The following is a 20,223-nucleotide window of genomic DNA, read 5'->3' on the forward strand; positions in this document are numbered from 1 at the left end:
CTATTAAATTTTTATTACTATTTCCCTGTTGACCCAAATCCACTAATTCCCCTAGTTGTAGAATTAATTTCATTAACTAAGTGGATTTCTGGAATTTCAATTTTATTGAATACCATTTGAGCAATTCTATCACCTCTTTTTACAATAAAATCTTCATTTCCAAAATTTATAACTATAACACTTATTTCTCCACGATAATCCCAATCTATTGTTCCTGGAGTATTTAACAAAGTTATACCATATTTTATTGCTAATCCACTTCTTGGACGTATTTGAGCTTCATATCCTTTAGGAAGCTCAATGCATATACCTACAGGTATTTTTTTCCTTTCAAATGGTTTTATAATAGCAACTTCATTAAGTGCTGCATATAAATCCATGCCAACTGAACCATCTGTCATAAATTTTGGTGTAGGTAAATCTTCAAATCCTCTTACTTTTTTAATTTTTAGAAGCAATCGTATCACCCCTTTATTATATTTATTATTGAATCTAAATTAACACTTTCTCCTACAAAAGCGGAATTTTGTATACCTTTTTTAAATGTTTTTTCCATAACATTATTTAAATTTTCTATGGTTATAATATCTATTTTTTTTATTATATCTTCAGGAGTATCAATTTTATTAAAAAAAAGCATTGATTTGCCATTACTAAACATTCTACTGCTAGTACTTTCTAATCCTAATATGTAACTTCCTTTTAATTGCTCTTTTAATTTAATAAGTTTATCATTTGTAATACTCAAGTTAGAAAATTTATATATTTCTTTTTTTATTAATTCAATAACTTGATTAGAATATCTCGGATTTAAACTTGTATAAATACTTATTATACCTGTATTTTTAAAAGAAGAAATATATGAATATATACTATAACAAATTCCAAGCTCTTCTCTTATTTTTTGAAATAATATTGACGAAGCCCCTCCACCAAACATATTATTTAAAATTAATAAACTATATATATCGTCATTACCTATTTCTAAACCATTAATACCTAAGTTTATGTGCAATTGTTCAATATCTTTTTGCTTAAATAAATGATTTTTTAAAATTTTAGGATATGTATATTGAGTTATTGTTTTAGATTTATAATAAGGCCATTTCCCAAAATATTTATTTACTAAATTTTCTATATTATTTGTAGATATTTTACCAGCTATAGATAATACACAATTTTCTGGAATATAATATGAATGAAGATATTCTAAAAGCTGTTTTTGTGAAAAAGATTTTACTGTTTCTATAGTACCTAAAATAGGCATAGATATAGGATCATCACCCCAAATAGCTTTACTATGAAGATCTGATAAAACATCTTCAGGTAAATCTTCACTCATATTTATTTCTTCAATTATAACCCCCTTTTCTTTTTCTATATCTTCATAATTAAATACACTATTAAAAATCATATCAGATAAAATATCAAAAGAAAGTTCTAAGTGGGTATCTAATACTTTTACATAAAAACAAGTTGTTTCTTTACCTGTAAATGCATTTATTTGTCCTCCTACATCTTCAATACTTTCTGCAATTTGTTTTGCATTTCTTTTTTTAGTTCCTTTAAACAACATATGTTCTATAAAATGAGAAATTCCATTATTATGTTTATCTTCGTTTCTTGAACCGTTTTCTATCCATAAACCAACACTTACTGAATTTACATATTCAATATCTTCAACTACTACTCTAAGGCCGTTATCTAAGATAAAATTTTTATACATTTTATCCTCCTTTCAATATACAAATTTTGTAAAAAATAAAAAGGCAATATTGCCCTTCTATTTTTTTGTTTCATTTTCATTACTTTCTGAATCCTTTATAGCATCTTTTCTAGAAAGATTAATTCTTCCTTGGCCATCAATTTCAGTTACTTTTACCAAAATTTCATCTCCAACAGACACAACATCCTCTACTTTATTAACTCGTTCTACATCTAATTTTGATATATGAACAAGACCCTCTTTGCCTGGAAGTATTTCTACGAAAGCTCCAAAATTTGCTATTTTAGTTACTTTACCTAAGTAAACTTCTCCAGCTTTCACCTCTTTAGTAAGATCGTCAATCATTTTTAATGCTCTTTTTGCACCTACAGCATCATTAGACATAACAAAAATTTTGCCATCTTCTTTTATATCAATTTTAACACCAGTTTCAGATATAATTTTATTTATAGTTTTTCCTCCTGTACCTATAACATCTCTGATTTTTTCTGAGTCAATAGTTATAGTATATACTCTTGGAGCGAAAGGTGATAATTCTTTTCTAGGCTCTGGAATACATTCTTTTATTTTATTTAATATAAATAATCTTGCTTTTTTAGCATCTTCCATAGACTTTTTTATACATTCATTAGATAAACCATGTATTTTTGTATCAACTTGTATAGCTGTAATACCAACTTCAGTTCCTGCTACTTTAAAATCCATATCTCCAAAAAAATCTTCAATTCCTTGTATATCCGTTAATATAACTTCTTCGCTTAAATCTTCACTTGTAACAAGTCCCATAGCTATACCTGCAGCAGGTCTTTTTATAGGAACCCCTGCATCAAGAAGAGCTAATGTACTTCCACATACACTTGCTTGAGAAGTTGATCCATTAGAGCTTAATACTTCTGAAACTAGTCTTATAGTATATGGAAATTCCTCTTCAGATGGTATTAGAGGCTCTAGTGCTTTTTCTGCCAATGCACCATGTCCTATTTCTCTTCTTCCAGGACCTCTTAAAGGCTTTACTTCTCCTACACTATAAGCTGGGAAATTATAATGATGTAAATATCTCTTAAATTCTTCATCACCTAATCCATCTAATATTTGTACATCTCCTAAAGCACCAATAGTTGCTACTGTCAATACTTGAGTTAGCCCTCTAGTAAATAATCCAGTTCCATGTGTTCTAGGTAAAATAGAAACTTCACAACTTATTGGTCTTATTTCATCAAATTTCCTGCCATCGGGTCTTCTCTTCTCTTTTAATATCATATTCCTTACTATATCTTTTTGAATTCTATACACTACATCAGCTATATCTGAATCACTATCAGGATATTTCTCAATAAATTTTTCATTAATTAATTCTTTAATTTTATCCATTGCTTCATTTCGTTTATCTTTATCTATTATATACATAGCATCTTTGATTTGATCAAAAGCAAATTCTTTGATTTCTTGTTCTAATTCTTTATTAACTTCATAAATTTCTGGTACTAACTTTTCTTTCCCTATTTTTTGTGTAACTTCTTCTTGAAACTTAACTATTTTTTTGCATTCTTCAAAGCCAAACATTATTGCATTATACATTACATCTTCAGGAATTTCATCTCCACCTGCTTCAATCATCATAACTCTATCTTTAGTTGCACAAACTGTTAAATTTAAACTACTTTGTTCTCTTTCTTTTAAAGTTGGATTTATAATAAATTTGTCGTTAATTAACCCTACTGATACAGCTCCTACCGGTTCATTATATGGTATGCTAGAAATACATAATGCTAAAGATGCTGCATTAATTGATAATATTTCTGGAAGATTGTCAGGCTCAACAGATAACACAGTACATACAATTTGAACATCATTTCTATAACCTTTAGGGAATAATGGTCTTAATGGTCTATCAATAGCTCTTCCTGCAAGTATAGCCTTCTCTGAAGGTTTACCTTCTCTTTTTATAAACCCTCCAGGAATTTTTCCAACTGCATATAGTCTTTCTTCATATTCAACACTTAAAGGAAAAAAATCAATTCCTTCTCTTGGCTTTTCAGATGCATTCACATTAACAAGTACTACAGTGTCTCCATAACTTACGAGCAAAGCACAATTAGATAACATGCCTACTTTTCCATAATCTACTTTTAATTTTCTACCTGAAACAATAGTTTCAAATATATTACTCATATATTTACCTCCTCTCAATATTTCTTTTTATTATTATCGACTTAATTTTAACATATTATAAATTATAATATGTTAAACCTAATTTTTTAAAACAATAGAGCGGTTTTTAGCCGCTCTATATTTATTATCTTCTTAATCCAAGTTTTTCAATGATATCACGATATCTTTGAATATCTTCCTTCATAAGATAATTTAAAAGACCTCTTCTTTTACCAACCATCATTAAAAGACCTCTTCTTGAATGATGATCTTTTTTGTGTTCTTTTAAATGTTCAGTTAAATGATTTATTCTTTCAGTTAAAATTGCAATCTGAACTTCAGGAGATCCTGTATCCCCATCATGTCTTTTAAAATTTTCAATAATTTCTTGTTTCTTTGCCTTATCCAAAATATACACCTCCAAAAATTATGCCTATATTCCAAGAAATACGTCGGCAATTCAAATTTCTTAGAATAAGGTTCACGAGTGTAATTATAACAGATAAAAATTAGATTGTAAATTGTTTTTTATTTTAAACTCAATATCTTCTATTTTTTGAATTTGCGCAAAATTTTTATCTTTTTCTAATTGTGTAGCTAATTCTTTTATAGAATTAAATTTTATTTCATCTCTTATTCTAGATATAAAATATATATTTATATTTTCACCATAAATATCTTTATTGAAATCCAATATATATGTTTCAACTGAAATATTTTTTTTTGAATTTTCAACTGTTGGATTATATCCTATGCTTGTAATTCCTTTATATATATTTCCTTGGTATTGTATTAAAGTAAAATATACACCTTTTCGTGGTAGTATAATATTAATATTATATTTTAAATTAGCAGTAGGGAAACCAATAGTTCTTCCTATTTGTTTCCCTTTTATAACTTTTCCACCAAGCATGAATGGAATTAAAAGCATTTTATTTGCAGTTTCAATTTCTCCATTTCCTATAAGATTACGTATTCTAGAACTACTAACTATATCTTTATTATAAACTATAGGATTTACTATATATAATTCAAATTTAAACTTTTTACTAAGTTTTTTTAATAATTCGACATCACCATTATTTTTATATCCAAATCTATAATTAAATCCAGCAATTATTCCTTTTACATTATAAAATTTTATCATATTGTAAATAAAATCTTCTGGAGATATTTTCATAAATTCATTGTTAAAATGAACTAAATTTACAATTTCAATTCCTAAGCTTTTTAATATATTTAATTTTGTATAATTATCCATTAATAATTTTGGAGTTTTATTTTTATTTATTATACTTAAAGGATGATTTTTAAAAGTGTAAACCATACTTTTACTGTTATTTAATTTTGATAATTCTATTGCTTTATTAATCAAACTTATATGTCCTATATGTAATCCATCAAAACTTCCTAGCGCAATATATGTTTTTTCTTTTATATATGTTTTAAAATTATCTTCTAATATTATCATAATAAATACTCCTAAATTAATAATTTAGTGATCTTAAATCCTTCATCATCCTTAATCCCTAGTCCAATAAATTTATCATTATCTATATATACCCTGTATAATTTATTAATTTTTATATTACCCAAAATATACTTATTATTTATTTTTACACCATTAATTAAAAGTTTTTCATATTTACTATTAAAAGAAAGTTTTTCATAATTGTTAAGTACTTTATCAATAGGTATTATATAATTAACAATATTTGTATTGTTAATTATATCCAAATGAACTGAATCTTCTAAATTAAAACTACCAGTTTTGATTCTTTCTAAATTCCATAAAGTTGCACCAACATTTAAACTTTTTCCTATATCATTACATAAACTTCTAATATAGGTTCCTTTAGAACATGTTACAGTAAATTTTACAAAAGGAAGTAAAATTTCTCTTATCTTAATATCATATATGAAAACTTTTCGTTTATTTCGTTCAATTATTTTGCCTTCTCTCGCTAATTCGTATAATCTTTTTCCATTAACTTTTAATGCAGAATACATAGGAGGTTCTTGCATTATTTCTCCAATATAAGATAAAATAACTGATTCTACATGTTTTTTATCAATATTTACATTCTTTTGAGAAATTATTTTCCCCTCTTTATCATAAGTATCAGTTTCTATCCCTAAAATTAATTCTGCATTATAAACTTTTGTATCACTCATTATAAAATCAACAATTTTTGTAGCTTTACCAATGCAAATAGGTAGCACACCTGAAGCCAGTGGATCAAGTGTACCAGTGTGACCTACTTTTTTGGTATTGCATACATTCATTATTTTTTTAACTGCTTGAAAAGATGTAATTCCAGAAGGTTTGTAAATATTTATAACTCCATTCATTATATCAACTCTTTTTCTATAGCTTTTATTATTAAATTTTCTGTTTCTTTAAGAGGTTTATTAATTAAAATACCTGAAGCCCTAATATGCCCACCACCTCCAAAATATTCTGCAATTTTTCTAACATCAACAATAGATTTTGAACGAAGGCTTACTTTTGTACCTTTATCCGTTTCTTTTAATAAAACAGTTACTTCAACGGTATCAATGTTTACACCAATTGATATAATATCCGATGTATCTGAAGCTTCAATACCAATTTCATCTAGCATTTCTTTTGTAAGCTTCATTATACATATATTTTTATCTTTTGAAAGATACATTGCATCTATAACTTTCCCATATAACTTTACTCTTTCGAATTTAACATTTTCAAACAGCATTCTATAAATCTCACTATGATCAATGCCTATATCAATAAGTTCTCCTGCTATCTTATGCGTTGTAGAAGTAGTATTTGAATGTTTAAATCCTCCTGTATCAGAAATAATAGATGTATAAAGACATGTAGCCATATCTTTATCTACAGGTACATATAATAATTTAAGAAGTTCATATATTATTTCGCCAACTGCGGCCGAAGTTGGCGAAATATAATTTAAATCTCCATATTTTTCATTAGAAATATGATGGTCAATATTTATCAAAGTGTATTCTTTATTATTTAAATCCAAATTTGCAGAAATTCGTGAAAAATTGCCACAGTCGAGTACAATAATGCAATCTATATTATTAATTTTATAAGAATCAACTGATAATTCTTTAATATAAGGCAAAAAATCATAAATATCTGGTATATTATCATTACAAATTATATATACATTTTTATTTATTTTTTTTAATCCAATCATTAAAGCTAATGCACTGCCTAAAGAATCTCCATCAGGTGAAATATGGAAAGTAATTCCTATATTTTCACTACACTTAATTTTATTAATAATTTCATTAAGCATTTTCATTATTCTCCTTTATTTTTTTTATTAGAGAATCTATATGCATGCCTTTTTCTATAGTATTATCTAATTCAATAATAAGTTCAGGAGTATATCTTAAATTAATTCTGTGTCCTAATTCTCTTCTTAAAAATCCAGCCGAATTTTTTAAAGCAACAATAGAATTGTTTTTATCATCTTCACTACCAAATACACTAACAAAAACTTTTCCATAGCGTAAATCTCGTGTTACTTCAACATTTGTTATACTAATCATAGCAGTTAATCTTGGATCTTTTAGATCATTATGAATTATATTACTTAATTCTCTTTTTATTTCTTCGTTAATTTTACCTCTTCTATAATTAACCACATAATCCTCTCCCTTTTCTATAATTGTTTTAATTTAACCTGCTCCATTGTATAAGCTTCTATAATATCTCCTTCTTTAATATCATTAAATTTTTCAATACTTAATCCACATTCATATCCTGCCGCTACTTCTTTTACATCATCTTTAAATCTTTTTAATGAAGCTAAAGTAGATTCAAAAATTACTATACCATCTCTAATTATTCTTACATTACTATTTCTTGTAATTTTACCATCAATTACATAGCAACCTGCAATAGTACCAACATTAGAAATTTTATAGATAACTCTAACTTCTGCTTTCCCAAGAATTACCTCTTTATACTCAGGGTCTAACATTCCCATCATGGCAGCCTTCACATCATCAATAGCATTATATATTATTCTATAAGTTTTAATATCTACATTTTCTTTTTCTGCTAATGCACTAGCATTTACATCTGGTCTAACATTAAACCCAATAATTATGGCATTTGAAGCAGCAGCTAATATTACATCTGTTTCGGTTATAGCTCCAACAGCTCCATGAATTACTCTTATTTTAATATTATCTGTAGAGAGCTTTTCTAAAGATTGTTTAATAGCTTCTATAGAACCTTGCACGTCAGCTTTAACTATTATATCTAATTCTTTTATTTTTCCTTCTTTCATTTGATTATATAAATCTTCTAAAGAAACTTTATGTGTAGATTGTAAATGTTCAGTTCTTTGTTTCTCTTTTCTTTTTTCTGCCATATCACGTGCAGTTTTTTCATCTTTTGTCACATTAAATTTATCTCCTGCAATAGGAACTTCAGAAAGACCAAGTACTTCTACTGGTATTGATGGACCAGCTGATTTTATTTTCTTACCTTTATCATCAAACATAGCTCTTATTCTTCCGTAAGTTGTTCCTACAAGTATTGAATCTCCAACATGTAAAGTACCATTTTGCACCAAAAGAGTAGCAACTGGACCTCTTCCTTTATCTAATTTTGCTTCTATAACAGTTCCTTTTGCGTTTCTTTTAGGATTACCCTTTAGTTCTTGCATTTCAGCTGTTAAAATAACCATTTCTAATAAATTTTCAATTCCTTCTTTTGTATGAGCTGATACAGGAACACATATAGTATCTCCGCCCCAATCTTCAGGAATTAACCCATATTCAGTTAGCTCTTGTTTAACTTTATCAGGGTTTGCAGACGCTCTATCTATCTTATTAATAGCTACTATAATTGGTACATTTGCAGCCTTACAATGATTAATAGCTTCAACAGTTTGAGGCATTATACCATCATCTGCTGCTACAACTAAGATAACTATATCTGTAATTTGAGCACCTCTAGCTCTCATAGCAGTAAATGCTTCGTGCCCAGGGGTATCTAAAAAAGTTATTTTTTCATTATTTATAGTTACGGTATATGCACCTATATGCTGAGTAATTCCTCCAGCTTCTGTTTCTGTTACTCTTGATTTCCTTATAGCATCTAATAATGAAGTTTTCCCATGATCTACATGGCCCATTACTGTAACTATAGGAGGTCTTTTTTCATTATCTTTATCATCTTCTAAACTTTCATCATCATCATTATCTATTTTAATTAAAGGTTCTTCTTTTTTTATAAGAGTTACATTAAATTTTTCAGCTACTTTTAAAGCAGTATTGAAATCTATTTCTTGATTTATAGCTGCCATTACCCCTGTAAATATTAATTGTTTTATAACCTCAGTAGAAGGTTTTTTTAATTTTTCTGATAATTCTTTTACTGTAATAGTATCTCCAATTTCTATAACTTTGTTTCCCTCATCATCTATTACATTATTTAAACTTGTATTTAGAATATTATCATTTGTTTTTTTCTTGTTTTTCTTTACTTTAATTTTTTCTTCCACTAATTCTTCATATTTTTCTAAGACATCATCATTTTTTTTGTTTTCGGATTTTTTGCTTTCTTCAATTAATTCTTTTATTAATTCAGCATCTTCTTGTTCTATAACACTCATATGATTCTTAACTTTTATATTAAATTCTTCTGAAAGTAAATTTATTAAATCTTTACTAGAAATTTCTAACTCTTTAGCTAATTCGTATACTCTTAATTTTGACAATATATACACCCCCGGTATTTTAACCTTTATTTATTATTTTGAGTAATTTATCACTCATATTTTTATCAGTTACGCCTAATATGTTGATTTCTTTTCTGCCTAGTATATTACCTAATTCCTCTTTAGAATATCTTTGTATATAATTAATATTAAATTTGTTACAATAATTAATAAACTTATTTTTTGTATTTTCAGAGCAATCATTTGATATAATTATAAAATGTAAAATATCTTTTTTTATTGCATCTTCGCATTTATTATAACCTTCTATTAATTTACCAGCTTTTTTTATTAAACCTAAGAATTGAAGAAAATCATTTTTCATTAATAATCTCTTCCTTTAATTTGTTATATATTTCTTCGCTTACTTTTACTTCTAAATTTTTTTCCAATCTTTTTGTTTTAAAAGCTTTAGTAAGACATTCTATATTATCACAAATATATGCTCCTCTTCCTGGCTTTTTCCCAGTTAAATCTATAGATACTTCACCTTCTTTATTTCGTACAATTCTTATTAATTCTTTTTTAGGTTTCATTTCCATACATCCTGTACACATTCTTTGAGGTACTTTTTTTATTTTCATAAATTTTCACCTACCTCCAAAACTTGTGATTTGCTTTTTATATCAATTTTCCATCCTGTAAGTTTTGCTGCTAATCGTACATTTTGACCCTCTTTGCCTATTGCTAAAGATAATTGATTGTCATCTACTACAACTTTAGCAGATTTATTTTCTTCATCTAAAGATACATCCAATACTTTAGCAGGGCTTAAAGCATTCGCTATATATTCTTCTGGCAGCTTACTCCATTTTATAATATCTATCTTTTCATTTTTTAATTCATTTACAATATTCTGAACTCTTATTCCTTTAGGACCGACACAAGCTCCCATAGCATCAACATTTTCATCATTTGAGTAAACTGCAATTTTAGTTCTTGATCCTGCTTCTCTAGATATACTTTTTATTTCAACTATTCCATTAAATATTTCTGGTACTTCTAATTCAAAAAGTCTTTTTACTAATCCTGGATGAGTTCTTGAAACAATAACTTGAGCACCTTTGGTAGTATTTTTTACCTCTACAATATATAATTTTATTTTATCATTGAAATTGTACTCTTCTCCTGGCATTTGTTCATTAGGTCCAAGAATTGCTTCTATTTTTCCTAAGCTAACAAATACATTTCCTTTATCTTTTCTTATAACAGTACCAGTTATAATATCATATTCTTTTTCTATAAATTCATTATAAATAATATTTCTTTCTGCTTCTTTTATTCTTTGAATAACAACTTGTTTTGCTGCTTGTGCTGCAACTCTTCCAAATTTTCTAGGAGTAACTTCAATATCTACTATATCTCCAATTTGTAATCTTGGATTTATTTTTTTAGCATCCTCTAATGATATTTGTTCTATTTCATTTTCACAATTTTCAACTACTTGTTTTTGAGAATAAACATGTGTTTCTCCATTCTCTTTATTAATTGTTACTTTAACATTTTGAGTACTTCCAGTTGTATAATTCTTTTTATATGCTGCAACTAAGGCGTCTTCAAGAGTATCAAATATTAAATCTTCGCTTATGCCCTTTTCTTTTACTATTTCTTTTAAAGCTTCTATAAATTCTTCATTCATTTATCTTTTAGCCTCCTTATAAATCCCCTTTTAAACTTATTAATTTTATTTTATCTCTCGGTATAATAATATCAATTCCATCATTACTAATAATAATTTCATTTGAATTGAAATTTTTTAATATACCTTCAAATCGCTTTTTACCATTATAAATCTTTGATAATTTAACATCTACAAGGTTATTTATATATTTTTTTAAATGAGCATCATTATAAAGTATTCTATTTATACCAGGTGAAGATACTTCTAAATAGTATGACTCTTTTATAGGATCTGCAGCATCAAGAATATCACTTACTGGTCTACTTACTTTTTCACAATCATTTAAAGAAATTCCATTAGGACTATCTATATATATTCTCAAATAATTTTCACCAAATTCTTTTACATATTCTAAATGATATAATTCATAATTTTGTTCTTCAACAATAGGTTTAACTAATTTTAATATTTTTTCCATAAGTAATTCATTATTCACTTCAATCCCTCCTTACATATATGTTTTACAATAATTTTAAAGTATATTACTTTTATACAGATAATTTAATTTTTATATTATTTTTATTTTGAAATAAAACGCAACAAAAGTTGCGTTTTAAAAATAGAAAAAGCGGGTTTTTAGACCCACTTATTTCGCAAAATTTATCTGTAAATATTATCTAAATTTATTCTAACATAATAAAAAATTTATTTCAAGGGAAAATTCTTTTATTTAAGAAAGAATAATTTAAGAAGAATAATTTAATAATTTTAAAAATATATAAGTATTATATATAAATACTTATATATTTTTCATATTTTCAACTTCTTTAATTAATTCTTCTACAAGATTTTCTTCTTTTACTTTTTTTATTATTTTACCTTTACTAAATATAAGACCTTCTCCATTCCCTCCTGCTATTCCTATATCAGCTTCTTTAGCTTCTCCAGGCCCATTAACAGCACATCCCATTATTGCAATTTTTAAATTTATATTTTTATTGGATAATTTTTCTTCTACTTCTTTTGCTATTTTAATTAAATCTATTTGAGTTCTTCCACATGTAGGACAAGAAATAAACTCTATTCCTTCTTTTAAATATCCTATAGATTTTAAAATTTCTTTTCCTACTTTTATTTCTTCTGCAGGATCTCCTGTAAGAGAAACTCTAATAGTATCTCCTATCCCTTCACATAACAAAGTTCCTATTCCTATACTAGATTTTATTGTTCCTCTCCATAAAGTTCCAGATTCTGTTACTCCTAAATGTAAAGGATAATCAATTTTTTGTGATATAATTCTATAACTTTCTATCATTTGCATTACATTTGAAGATTTAATAGATATTACAATGTCATAAAAATTTAAACTTTCAAGGATATTTACATGCCTTAAAGCACTTTCTACTAAAGCCTCTGGGCATACTTTCCCATATTTTTTTAAAATATCTTTTTCAAGAGAACCTGAGTTTACACCTATTCTAATAGGTATACCTTTATTTTTACATGCATTAGCAACAGCTTCAATCCTATCTTGGTTCCCAATATTTCCAGGATTTATTCTTAAAGCAGATACTCCATTTTCAATAGAAAGAAGAGCTAGACGATAATCAAAATGTATGTCTGCTACAAGAGGAATATGTATTTGAGAACAAATTGTCTTTAAAGCTTGTGCTGATTCTATATCGGGAACAGCACATCTTATTATATCACATCCTAATTTTTCTAATTTTAAAATTTGTGATACTGTAGATTTTATATCTTTAGTATCTGTATTGGTCATAGATTGAACAGCAATTGGAGAATTTCCTCCTATAAATATATTGCCTACTTTTATTTTTCTAGTCTTTCGTCTTTCCATTTTTATCTCCTTAAATTAATTCAAATTTATTGGATGAAGTATATCTTTGATAAGAACAACTATCATTAAAGCCATAAGTATAACAAAACCTATGTAATTTATAACTCCAACTTTATTATCATCAATTTTTTTTCTAGTTATGATTTCGAATAATAATAAAAATATCCATCCACCATCTAATGCTGGAAAAGGTATTATATTAAATATAGCTAATTGCACACTAATAAATGCAGCAAAAGTTATTAAAGGAACAATTCCTGCTTCTGCAACTTTAGTAGAAACTCTAATAATTGAAATAGGTCCGCCAAAGTCATCTGCACTTGCTTTCCCGGTAAATAATGATTTAAATGCTCCAAAAACTTGTTTTATTATGGTAATGGTTTGATTAACCCCATATTCTAAAGATTTGAATATTCCTGGATTTTCAAGTAAAGTTGGATAAATCCCTAATACAAATTTATTTTGATTTTCATCTTTTACAGGAGTAACATTTATAATTTTTATTTCATTATTTCGTTCTATTCCAATATTTACACTTTCTCCTTTTGACATATACATTTCTGATGAAAAATCTTCCCAATTTCTTATTTTTTTATTATTTATACTTATTATTTTGTCATTCTCTTTAATTCCAGAATAATATGCAGGAAGATTTTGATCCACTTTACTTACTACTGGAATAAAAAAACCTTTTATAGAACCTACAATAGCAAAAATCAAAATAGCAAAAATAAAATTCATTAATGGACCAGCCGCAATTATACTTAATCTTCTACCTGGAGATTTGCTTGAAAAAGATCTTTCATCTAAGCTTTTTTCTTCTTCACCTAGCATCTTTACATAACCGCCTATTGGTAAAGCCTTTATTAAATATTCAGTTTCTTTCCCTTTAATTCCTAAAATTTTAGGGCCCATTCCTATAGAAAACTCTTCTACTTTAACACCATTTAATTTAGCAAGAATAAAATGTCCAAGTTCATGTATAATTATAAGAACACTAAATACTAAAATAGCACCCAATATATAAATAAAATTCATTAATAATATACCTCCATTTATGTATTATACATTTTATAAATATATTCTTTTATATTTTTATCCATAATTAATATATCTTCAACTGTAAAATTATTTATATTAGGAAATTTATTAAGACAATCTTCAACAATATCACCAATTTGTAAAAATTTAATTTTATTTTTTAAAAATAAATTTACTGAAGCTTCATTAGCACTATTTAATATAGCAGGCATTATTCCTCCAGTTATGCCGGCTTCAAATGCTAATTTTAAACATTTAAAAGTATTTAAATCGGGCTTTTCAAAAGTTAAATTTCCTATATTATAAAAATTTAAAGGTTCAACTAATCTAGTAGTTCTTTTAGGATAATTTAATGCATATTGTATCGGAAGTCTCATGTCTGTACTTCCTAATTGAGCTATAACACTTCCATCAATATATTCTACCATTGAATGTATAATACTTTGAGGATGTATAACCACTTCAATGTCTTTGTAATCTATGTCAAATAACCAATGTGCCTCAATAACTTCTAATCCTTTATTCATAAGTGTAGATGAATCTATTGATATTTTTTTACCCATATTCCATTTAGGGTGTTTAAGTGCTTCTTCACAAGAAACATTAACTAATTCTTCTGTTTTTTTGCCTCTAAAAGGGCCTCCTGAAGCTGTTAATAATATTTTGTTTATGTAATCTTTTTTATTACCTTGAATACATTGAAAAATAGCACTATGTTCAGAATCAACTGGTAATATATTAATATTATGTTTTAAAGCTGCCTCTTTGATAAGATTACCACCAACTACCAATGTTTCTTTATTTGCTAAAGCTATATTTTTCCCTGCCTTTATTGCATTTAAAGTAGGTATTAGACCAATCATGCCAACAATAGACGTAACTACTGTATCAATTTCTTTAAGCGTTGATATTATATTTAAGCCCTCCATGCCATAAAAAATTTCTAATTTTTTATTTTTAATTTTACAATATTCTTTTACTTTATTATATGTAATCTTATCTGTTATACAAATATACTTAGGCATAAATTCGTTTATTATATCTACAATTTTATCAAAATTTGTATTTGCAGAAATTCCAATTAATGAAAATTCATCCTTTTGTTCCCTTATAACATCTAAAGTTTGAGAACCTATAGAGCCAGTTGCTCCTAAAATACTTATATATTTCAACTTTAGTTTCCTCCTAATAAAACATTATTAAAAATATAATAATTTTTAGTATAAAAGAATATAAGATATTACTATATTATATGTCCAATTCTTAAACTTTATTTAAAATAAATGTTAAATAATAATAAATAATAACTGAAGCAAAAAGTATACTATCAAATCTATCTAAAATTCCTCCATGTCCTGGTATTAAATTACTATAATCTTTTATATTGACATATCTTTTTATAGATGAGGCTACTAAATCACCTAACTGGCAAAATATACCGCATAGAATTCCAATTATTATATAATTATATACAGATATATTTATCCCTAAATTATAAATAATTATTCCAAATATTATACATATAACAATGCTTCCTATAAGTCCACCAATAGATCCTTCTATGGTTTTATTAGGACTTATTTGAGGGCATATTTTATTTTTCCCAAAGTATTTTCCGACGTAGTAAGCAGCTGTATCACATGTCCAAGAAGATAAAAATACAAGCCATATTAAATAATTACCATTATTTTTTTCATATATTAATATAATAAAACTAAAAAACACAGCTATATATAAAAATCCAAATACAGTTACAGCAATATCTATAAAATTATATTTATTATTTATTATAGATATGCACATCATAACAAACATAAAAAATATTAATAGTAAAAAAATATATTTAAAATTAATATTTTTATTTAAAAAAATATAATATATAATACAAAATGTATATCCTAAATAATTTAAACAATTTATATCTTTTTTCTTAGAAACATTATAAAATTCATGCATACCTATCAATGATATTATCATTAAAAAATATTTGAGATATATACCTCCAAGAAATAAAAAAATTAATAAAGGTGATAATAATATAGCTCCAACATATCTTTTATTCATAATTATCTTATTTTACTCCTCCAAATCTTCTATCTCTTCTTTGATAATCTAAAATAGCCTCGTGAAGATGCTCTTTTTTAAAATCAGGCCATTTTACATCTGATATCCAAAATTCTGAATAAGCACATTGCCATAATAAAAAATTACTTAATCTTTGCTCGCCACTAGTTCTAATGATTATATCCGGATCTGGCATACCTGAAGTATATAAATACTTAGAAAATATATTTTCACATATTTCTTCTTCTTTTAATTTATTATTTTTTAAATCTTTATACATTTGTTTAAAAGCATTTATTATTTCATTTCTTCCACCATAATTTAATGCCAAATTTAATATCAATCCAGTATTATTTTTAGTTACTTCATAAGCATGCATTAATTCTTTTTGACAAATTAGTGGAAGTTTTGAAATATCTCCTATAGAATTTATCACAACATTATTAGAATTAAGTTCTTGAATCTCTTTACTTAAATATTCTACTAATAATTTCATAAGTGTAGAAACTTCTTCTTTAGGTCTTTTCCAATTTTCTGTTGAAAAAGCATAAAGTGTTAAATAATTAATTTTTAGTTTACTACACTCTTTAACTATTTCTCTAATAGTTTCTACACCAGCTTTATGTCCTGCAGATCTTGGAAGCTTTCTTTCTTTCGCCCATCTACCATTTCCATCCATAATAATTGCTATATGTCTAGGTATTTTTTCAGTATCTATTTCGAAGTAATTTTTTTTATCTTTATTTATATGTAAATTAAAAAGTTTCCACACGCAAATTCTCCCCATTCATAAATTTCTCATTTTTAAAATTTATTGAACTAAAAACCTGCATAATTGCAGGTTTTTAATATGATTTAAATAGACATAATTTCTTTCTCTTTTAGTTCAATAATTTTATCAATTTCTTTAATATAATTATCAGTTTTCTTTTGAATGTCTTCTTCTGCTTTTTTCATTTCATCTTCGGAAATTTCATTATTCTTTTTTAAAACTTTAATTTTATCATTTGCTTCTCTTCTTATAGAACGAATTGCTACTTTACTTTCTTCTCCACTTTTTTTTACTGTTTTAACTAAAGCTCTTCTAGTTTCTTCAGTAAGTTCTGGAATTATAAGTCTAATAATAGATCCATCATTTGATGGATTTAAACCTAAATCAGACTTTAATATAGCTTTTTCTATATTTTTAAGCATACTTTTTTCCCATGGTTGAATCACTATTATTCGAGGCTCAGGTGCAGAAATATTTGCAACTTGATTTATAGGAACCATACTTCCATAATAATCTACCTCTACTTTATCTAACATTGTTGGATTTGCTCTTCCAGCTTTCATTGAAGCTAATTCTTTTTTTAATATCTGAATAGTTTTATTCATTTTTTCTTCGGAATTATGAATAATTTCTTTAATCATAGAATTACCTCCTTGTTTACTTTTAATGTTATTAGGGCTATTTAATATTATTGCTTTAGTTTTATTTGTAACTACATTATTTAGACACAATAGTACCAATTTTTTCTCCTAAAACAGCTTTTTTTATATTTCCAGGCTTATTAAGACCAAATACAATTATAGGTATATTATTATCCATACATAAAGATGTAGCAGTAGAATCCATTACTTGAAGTCCTTGTTCTAATACTTCAATATAAGTAAGTTTATCATATTTTTCAGCATCTTTGTATACATTTGGATCTTTATCATAAACTCCATCAACTTTTTTAGCAAGTAATATAGCATTTGCTTCTATTTCTGCAGCTCTTAAAGCTGCAGTTGTATCTGTAGAAAAATATGGATTCCCTGTACCTGCTGCAAATATAACTACTCTTCCTTTTTCTAAATGTCTCATAGCTCTTCGACGTATAAAAGGTTCTGCTATTTCTTTCATTTCTATAGCAGTTTGAACTCTAGTATTTACCCCCATATTTTCAAGAGAATCCTGTAATGCTAGTGCATTAATACATGTTGCTAACATTCCCATATAATCAGCAGTAGTTCTATCCATTCCTTTGCCGCTTCTTCCTCTCCAAATATTTCCACCTCCAACTACTACACCTATTTCAATTTCAAGATCAACAAGTTCTTTTATTTCTTCTGCTATTCTTTGAACAACATTAAAATCAATCCCAAACCCATTTTCTCCTGATAACGCTTCTCCTGAAAGTTTAAGTATTATTCTTTTGTAATTAATTGGTTCCATATATATTATACCTCCAAAATAATAAAAATTATATATAAAGTATATATTTTAAAATATAATTATCTTAAAAAAAGAGAACACAAGGTGTTCTCTTTTTAACTTATCCCTGTTTCATTTGTTTACGAACTTCTTCGGCAAAGTTCTCTTCTTTCTTTTCAATTCCTTCGCCTTTTTCGTATCTAACAAATCTTGTAACAGATATTGGTGATCCTACTTCTTTAGATTTTTCTTGAATATATTTCTTTATTGTATAGTCACTGTTTTTTATCCAAATTTGCTCTAATAAACAATTTTCTTTATAATACTTTTGAATTCTTCCTTCTACCATTTTTTCAGCAATATTTTCTGGTTTACCTTCATTTAAAGCTTGCACCTTATAAATTTCTCTTTCCTTTTGAAGTGTAGTTTCATCTACATCATCTTTACTTAAAAACAATGGATTAGCGGCTGCTATTTGCATTGCAATATCTTTTGCTACATCAAAAACAACTTCACTTTCTTTTTCGCAAGCTACTTCAACTAAAACTCCAATTCTTCCACCACCATGTATATAACTATGAATAACACCGTTTTTTATTGAAAACTTTTGGAATCTTCTAACTGTCATGTTTTCTCCTAATTTAGCAATTAAAGCAGTAAGAGCTTCCTTAATTGTTATATTTGGATCTTCTATGTACTTTTCTGCTATAAATGTTTCAATATCATTAGAAGAAGTTAAAGATGCTTGTTTAGCTATATTTTTAGCGAATGTTATAAATTCATTATTTGCTGCAACAAAATCTGTTTCACAATTAACTTCAATAATAGCTCCAGATTTTTTATCTTCACTAACGTACGTTTCTACTATACCTTCTGATGCTGTTCTTCCAGCTTTTTTAGCAGCTGCAGCCAACCCTCTTTCTCTTAAAATTTCAATTGCTTTTTCCAAATCTCCATTAGATTCATTTAACGCCTTCTTGCATTCCATCATTCCAGCACCGGTTCTTTCTCTAAGCTCTTTAACCATTTGTGCAGTAATCATAATAAATTCCTCCTATGTATAAATATTAGTTGTAAAAGGTAAATGAAATTTTTCATCTATCTTTTACAACTCTTATTAAAGTTAATAGTAAGTCTATTCAGCTAATTGCTCTCCTTGTCTTCCTTCAATAATAGCATCAGCAATTTTGGCAGTAATTAATTTTACAGCTCTAATAGCATCATCATTACCTGGTATTACATAATCAACTTCATCTGGATCACAATTAGTATCTACAATTGCAACTACAGGTATCCCTAATATTTTTGCTTCTAAAATTGCATTTTTTTCTTTTCTTGGATCAACTACGAATAAAGCACCTATATTATTGCTATCCATATTTTTAATTCCACCAAGATTTTTTTCTAACTTTTCTTTTTCACTTCTTAATTTTATAACCTCTTTTTTAGGAAGAACATCAAATGTTCCATCTTCTTCCATCGTATTTAATTCTTCCAATCTTTTAATTCTAGTCTTAATTGTTCTAAAATTAGTGAGCATTCCGCCTAACCATCTGTTAGTAACAAAGTGCATACCGCTTCTTATAGCTTCTTCCTGTATAGCTTCTTGTGCTTGTTTTTTTGTTCCAACAAATAATATATCTTTTCCTTCCGCTGATACAGTTTTTATAAAATCATAAGCTTCTTCTATTTTTTTTACAGTTTTTTGTAAATCAATAATATAAATCCCATTTCTTTCTGTAAAAATATATGGAGCCATTTTAGGATTCCATCTTCTTGTTTGATGTCCAAAATGAACACCTGCTTCTAATAATTGTTTCATTGAAATAACTGACATTA

22 protein-coding genes are annotated in these 20,223 nt (G+C 26.6%); all 22 read right to left on the reverse strand.

The genetic code is table 11. The annotated features are described in order from the left end of the window. Positions 1-17: 17 nt before the first annotated feature. A complete protein-coding gene (gene dut / locus EGD97_RS01465) occupies positions 18-467 on the reverse strand; it encodes a dUTP diphosphatase (RefSeq protein ID WP_205693935.1) in 450 nt (149 codons plus the stop codon). Then, entirely contained in the window at positions 464-1,726 is a 1,263-nt protein-coding gene (locus EGD97_RS01470) for a M16 family metallopeptidase (protein WP_078681633.1), read from the reverse strand. Before EGD97_RS01470 ends, dut begins: the two co-directional genes overlap by 4 nt. 57 nt (positions 1,727-1,783) lie before the next feature. Further along, positions 1,784-3,898, reverse strand: coding sequence for a polyribonucleotide nucleotidyltransferase (locus EGD97_RS01475; RefSeq protein WP_078681632.1), 2,115 nt, complete (start codon positions 3,896-3,898; stop codon positions 1,784-1,786). A 124-nt stretch (positions 3,899-4,022) separates the two neighbouring features. Continuing rightward, the gene (gene rpsO / locus EGD97_RS01480) at positions 4,023-4,286 is read right to left on the reverse strand and encodes a 30S ribosomal protein S15 (protein ID WP_078681631.1); all 264 of its coding nucleotides are present in this window, start codon (positions 4,284-4,286) and stop codon (positions 4,023-4,025) included. A gap of 84 nt (positions 4,287-4,370) precedes the next feature. Beyond that, positions 4,371-5,348 (reverse strand): bifunctional riboflavin kinase/FAD synthetase, encoded by a 978-nt coding sequence (locus tag EGD97_RS01485; protein ID WP_078681630.1) that lies wholly within the window; start codon positions 5,346-5,348, stop codon positions 4,371-4,373. A gap of 11 nt (positions 5,349-5,359) precedes the next feature. Beyond that, positions 5,360-6,229, reverse strand: coding sequence for a tRNA pseudouridine(55) synthase TruB (truB, locus tag EGD97_RS01490; RefSeq protein ID WP_078681629.1), 870 nt, complete (start codon positions 6,227-6,229; stop codon positions 5,360-5,362). Continuing rightward, positions 6,229-7,182 (reverse strand): DHH family phosphoesterase, encoded by a 954-nt coding sequence (locus tag EGD97_RS01495; protein WP_228201956.1) that lies wholly within the window; start codon positions 7,180-7,182, stop codon positions 6,229-6,231. Before EGD97_RS01495 ends, truB begins: the two co-directional genes overlap by 1 nt. Next, a complete protein-coding gene (rbfA, locus tag EGD97_RS01500) occupies positions 7,175-7,534 on the reverse strand; it encodes a 30S ribosome-binding factor RbfA (protein ID WP_078681627.1) in 360 nt (119 codons plus the stop codon). Before rbfA ends, EGD97_RS01495 begins: the two co-directional genes overlap by 8 nt. 17 nt (positions 7,535-7,551) lie before the next feature. Then, the gene (gene infB / locus EGD97_RS01505; protein WP_078681626.1) at positions 7,552-9,621 is read right to left on the reverse strand and encodes a translation initiation factor IF-2; all 2,070 of its coding nucleotides are present in this window, start codon (positions 9,619-9,621) and stop codon (positions 7,552-7,554) included. A 19-nt stretch (positions 9,622-9,640) separates the two neighbouring features. After that, a complete protein-coding gene (locus EGD97_RS01510; protein ID WP_078681625.1) occupies positions 9,641-9,946 on the reverse strand; it encodes a ribosomal L7Ae/L30e/S12e/Gadd45 family protein in 306 nt (101 codons plus the stop codon). Further along, positions 9,936-10,205 (reverse strand): RNase P modulator RnpM, encoded by a 270-nt coding sequence (gene rnpM, locus EGD97_RS01515; RefSeq protein WP_078681624.1) that lies wholly within the window; start codon positions 10,203-10,205, stop codon positions 9,936-9,938. Before rnpM ends, EGD97_RS01510 begins: the two co-directional genes overlap by 11 nt. Continuing rightward, the gene (gene nusA / locus EGD97_RS01520) at positions 10,202-11,260 is read right to left on the reverse strand and encodes a transcription termination factor NusA (protein WP_078681623.1); all 1,059 of its coding nucleotides are present in this window, start codon (positions 11,258-11,260) and stop codon (positions 10,202-10,204) included. Before nusA ends, rnpM begins: the two co-directional genes overlap by 4 nt. A gap of 16 nt (positions 11,261-11,276) precedes the next feature. Further along, entirely contained in the window at positions 11,277-11,738 is a 462-nt protein-coding gene (rimP, locus tag EGD97_RS01525; RefSeq protein WP_265936964.1) for a ribosome maturation factor RimP, read from the reverse strand. A 303-nt stretch (positions 11,739-12,041) separates the two neighbouring features. Further along, positions 12,042-13,100, reverse strand: coding sequence for a flavodoxin-dependent (E)-4-hydroxy-3-methylbut-2-enyl-diphosphate synthase (gene ispG, locus EGD97_RS01530; RefSeq protein ID WP_078681622.1), 1,059 nt, complete (start codon positions 13,098-13,100; stop codon positions 12,042-12,044). Positions 13,101-13,115: 15 nt separating this feature from the next. After that, positions 13,116-14,138 (reverse strand): RIP metalloprotease RseP, encoded by a 1,023-nt coding sequence (rseP, locus tag EGD97_RS01535; RefSeq protein ID WP_180376944.1) that lies wholly within the window; start codon positions 14,136-14,138, stop codon positions 13,116-13,118. A gap of 17 nt (positions 14,139-14,155) precedes the next feature. Next, complete coding sequence (locus EGD97_RS01540) at positions 14,156-15,313, reverse strand: 1-deoxy-D-xylulose-5-phosphate reductoisomerase (RefSeq protein ID WP_127836389.1); 1,158 nt, start codon at positions 15,311-15,313, stop codon at positions 14,156-14,158. A gap of 91 nt (positions 15,314-15,404) precedes the next feature. Next, positions 15,405-16,205, reverse strand: coding sequence for a phosphatidate cytidylyltransferase (locus EGD97_RS01545; RefSeq protein ID WP_078681620.1), 801 nt, complete (start codon positions 16,203-16,205; stop codon positions 15,405-15,407). 7 nt (positions 16,206-16,212) lie between these two features. Continuing rightward, positions 16,213-16,992, reverse strand: a complete 780-nt coding sequence (locus EGD97_RS01550; protein ID WP_078681619.1) for an isoprenyl transferase — start codon at positions 16,990-16,992, stop codon at positions 16,213-16,215. A gap of 68 nt (positions 16,993-17,060) precedes the next feature. Continuing rightward, the gene (gene frr, locus EGD97_RS01555) at positions 17,061-17,618 is read right to left on the reverse strand and encodes a ribosome recycling factor (RefSeq protein ID WP_078681744.1); all 558 of its coding nucleotides are present in this window, start codon (positions 17,616-17,618) and stop codon (positions 17,061-17,063) included. A 76-nt stretch (positions 17,619-17,694) separates the two neighbouring features. After that, positions 17,695-18,405: a UMP kinase gene (gene pyrH, locus EGD97_RS01560; protein WP_078681618.1), complete on the reverse strand. Its 711-nt coding sequence runs from the start codon at positions 18,403-18,405 to the stop codon at positions 17,695-17,697. A 100-nt stretch (positions 18,406-18,505) separates the two neighbouring features. Then, positions 18,506-19,426, reverse strand: a complete 921-nt coding sequence (gene tsf, locus EGD97_RS01565; protein ID WP_078681617.1) for a translation elongation factor Ts — start codon at positions 19,424-19,426, stop codon at positions 18,506-18,508. A gap of 93 nt (positions 19,427-19,519) precedes the next feature. Then, positions 19,520-20,221, reverse strand: coding sequence for a 30S ribosomal protein S2 (gene rpsB / locus EGD97_RS01570; RefSeq protein ID WP_078681616.1), 702 nt, complete (start codon positions 20,219-20,221; stop codon positions 19,520-19,522). Positions 20,222-20,223 lie beyond the last annotated feature (2 nt).

It is taken from the genome of Clostridium prolinivorans, from assembly GCF_004011155.1.
GTDB classification, from domain to species: domain Bacteria; phylum Bacillota; class Clostridia; order Clostridiales; family Clostridiaceae; genus Clostridium_AT; species Clostridium_AT prolinivorans.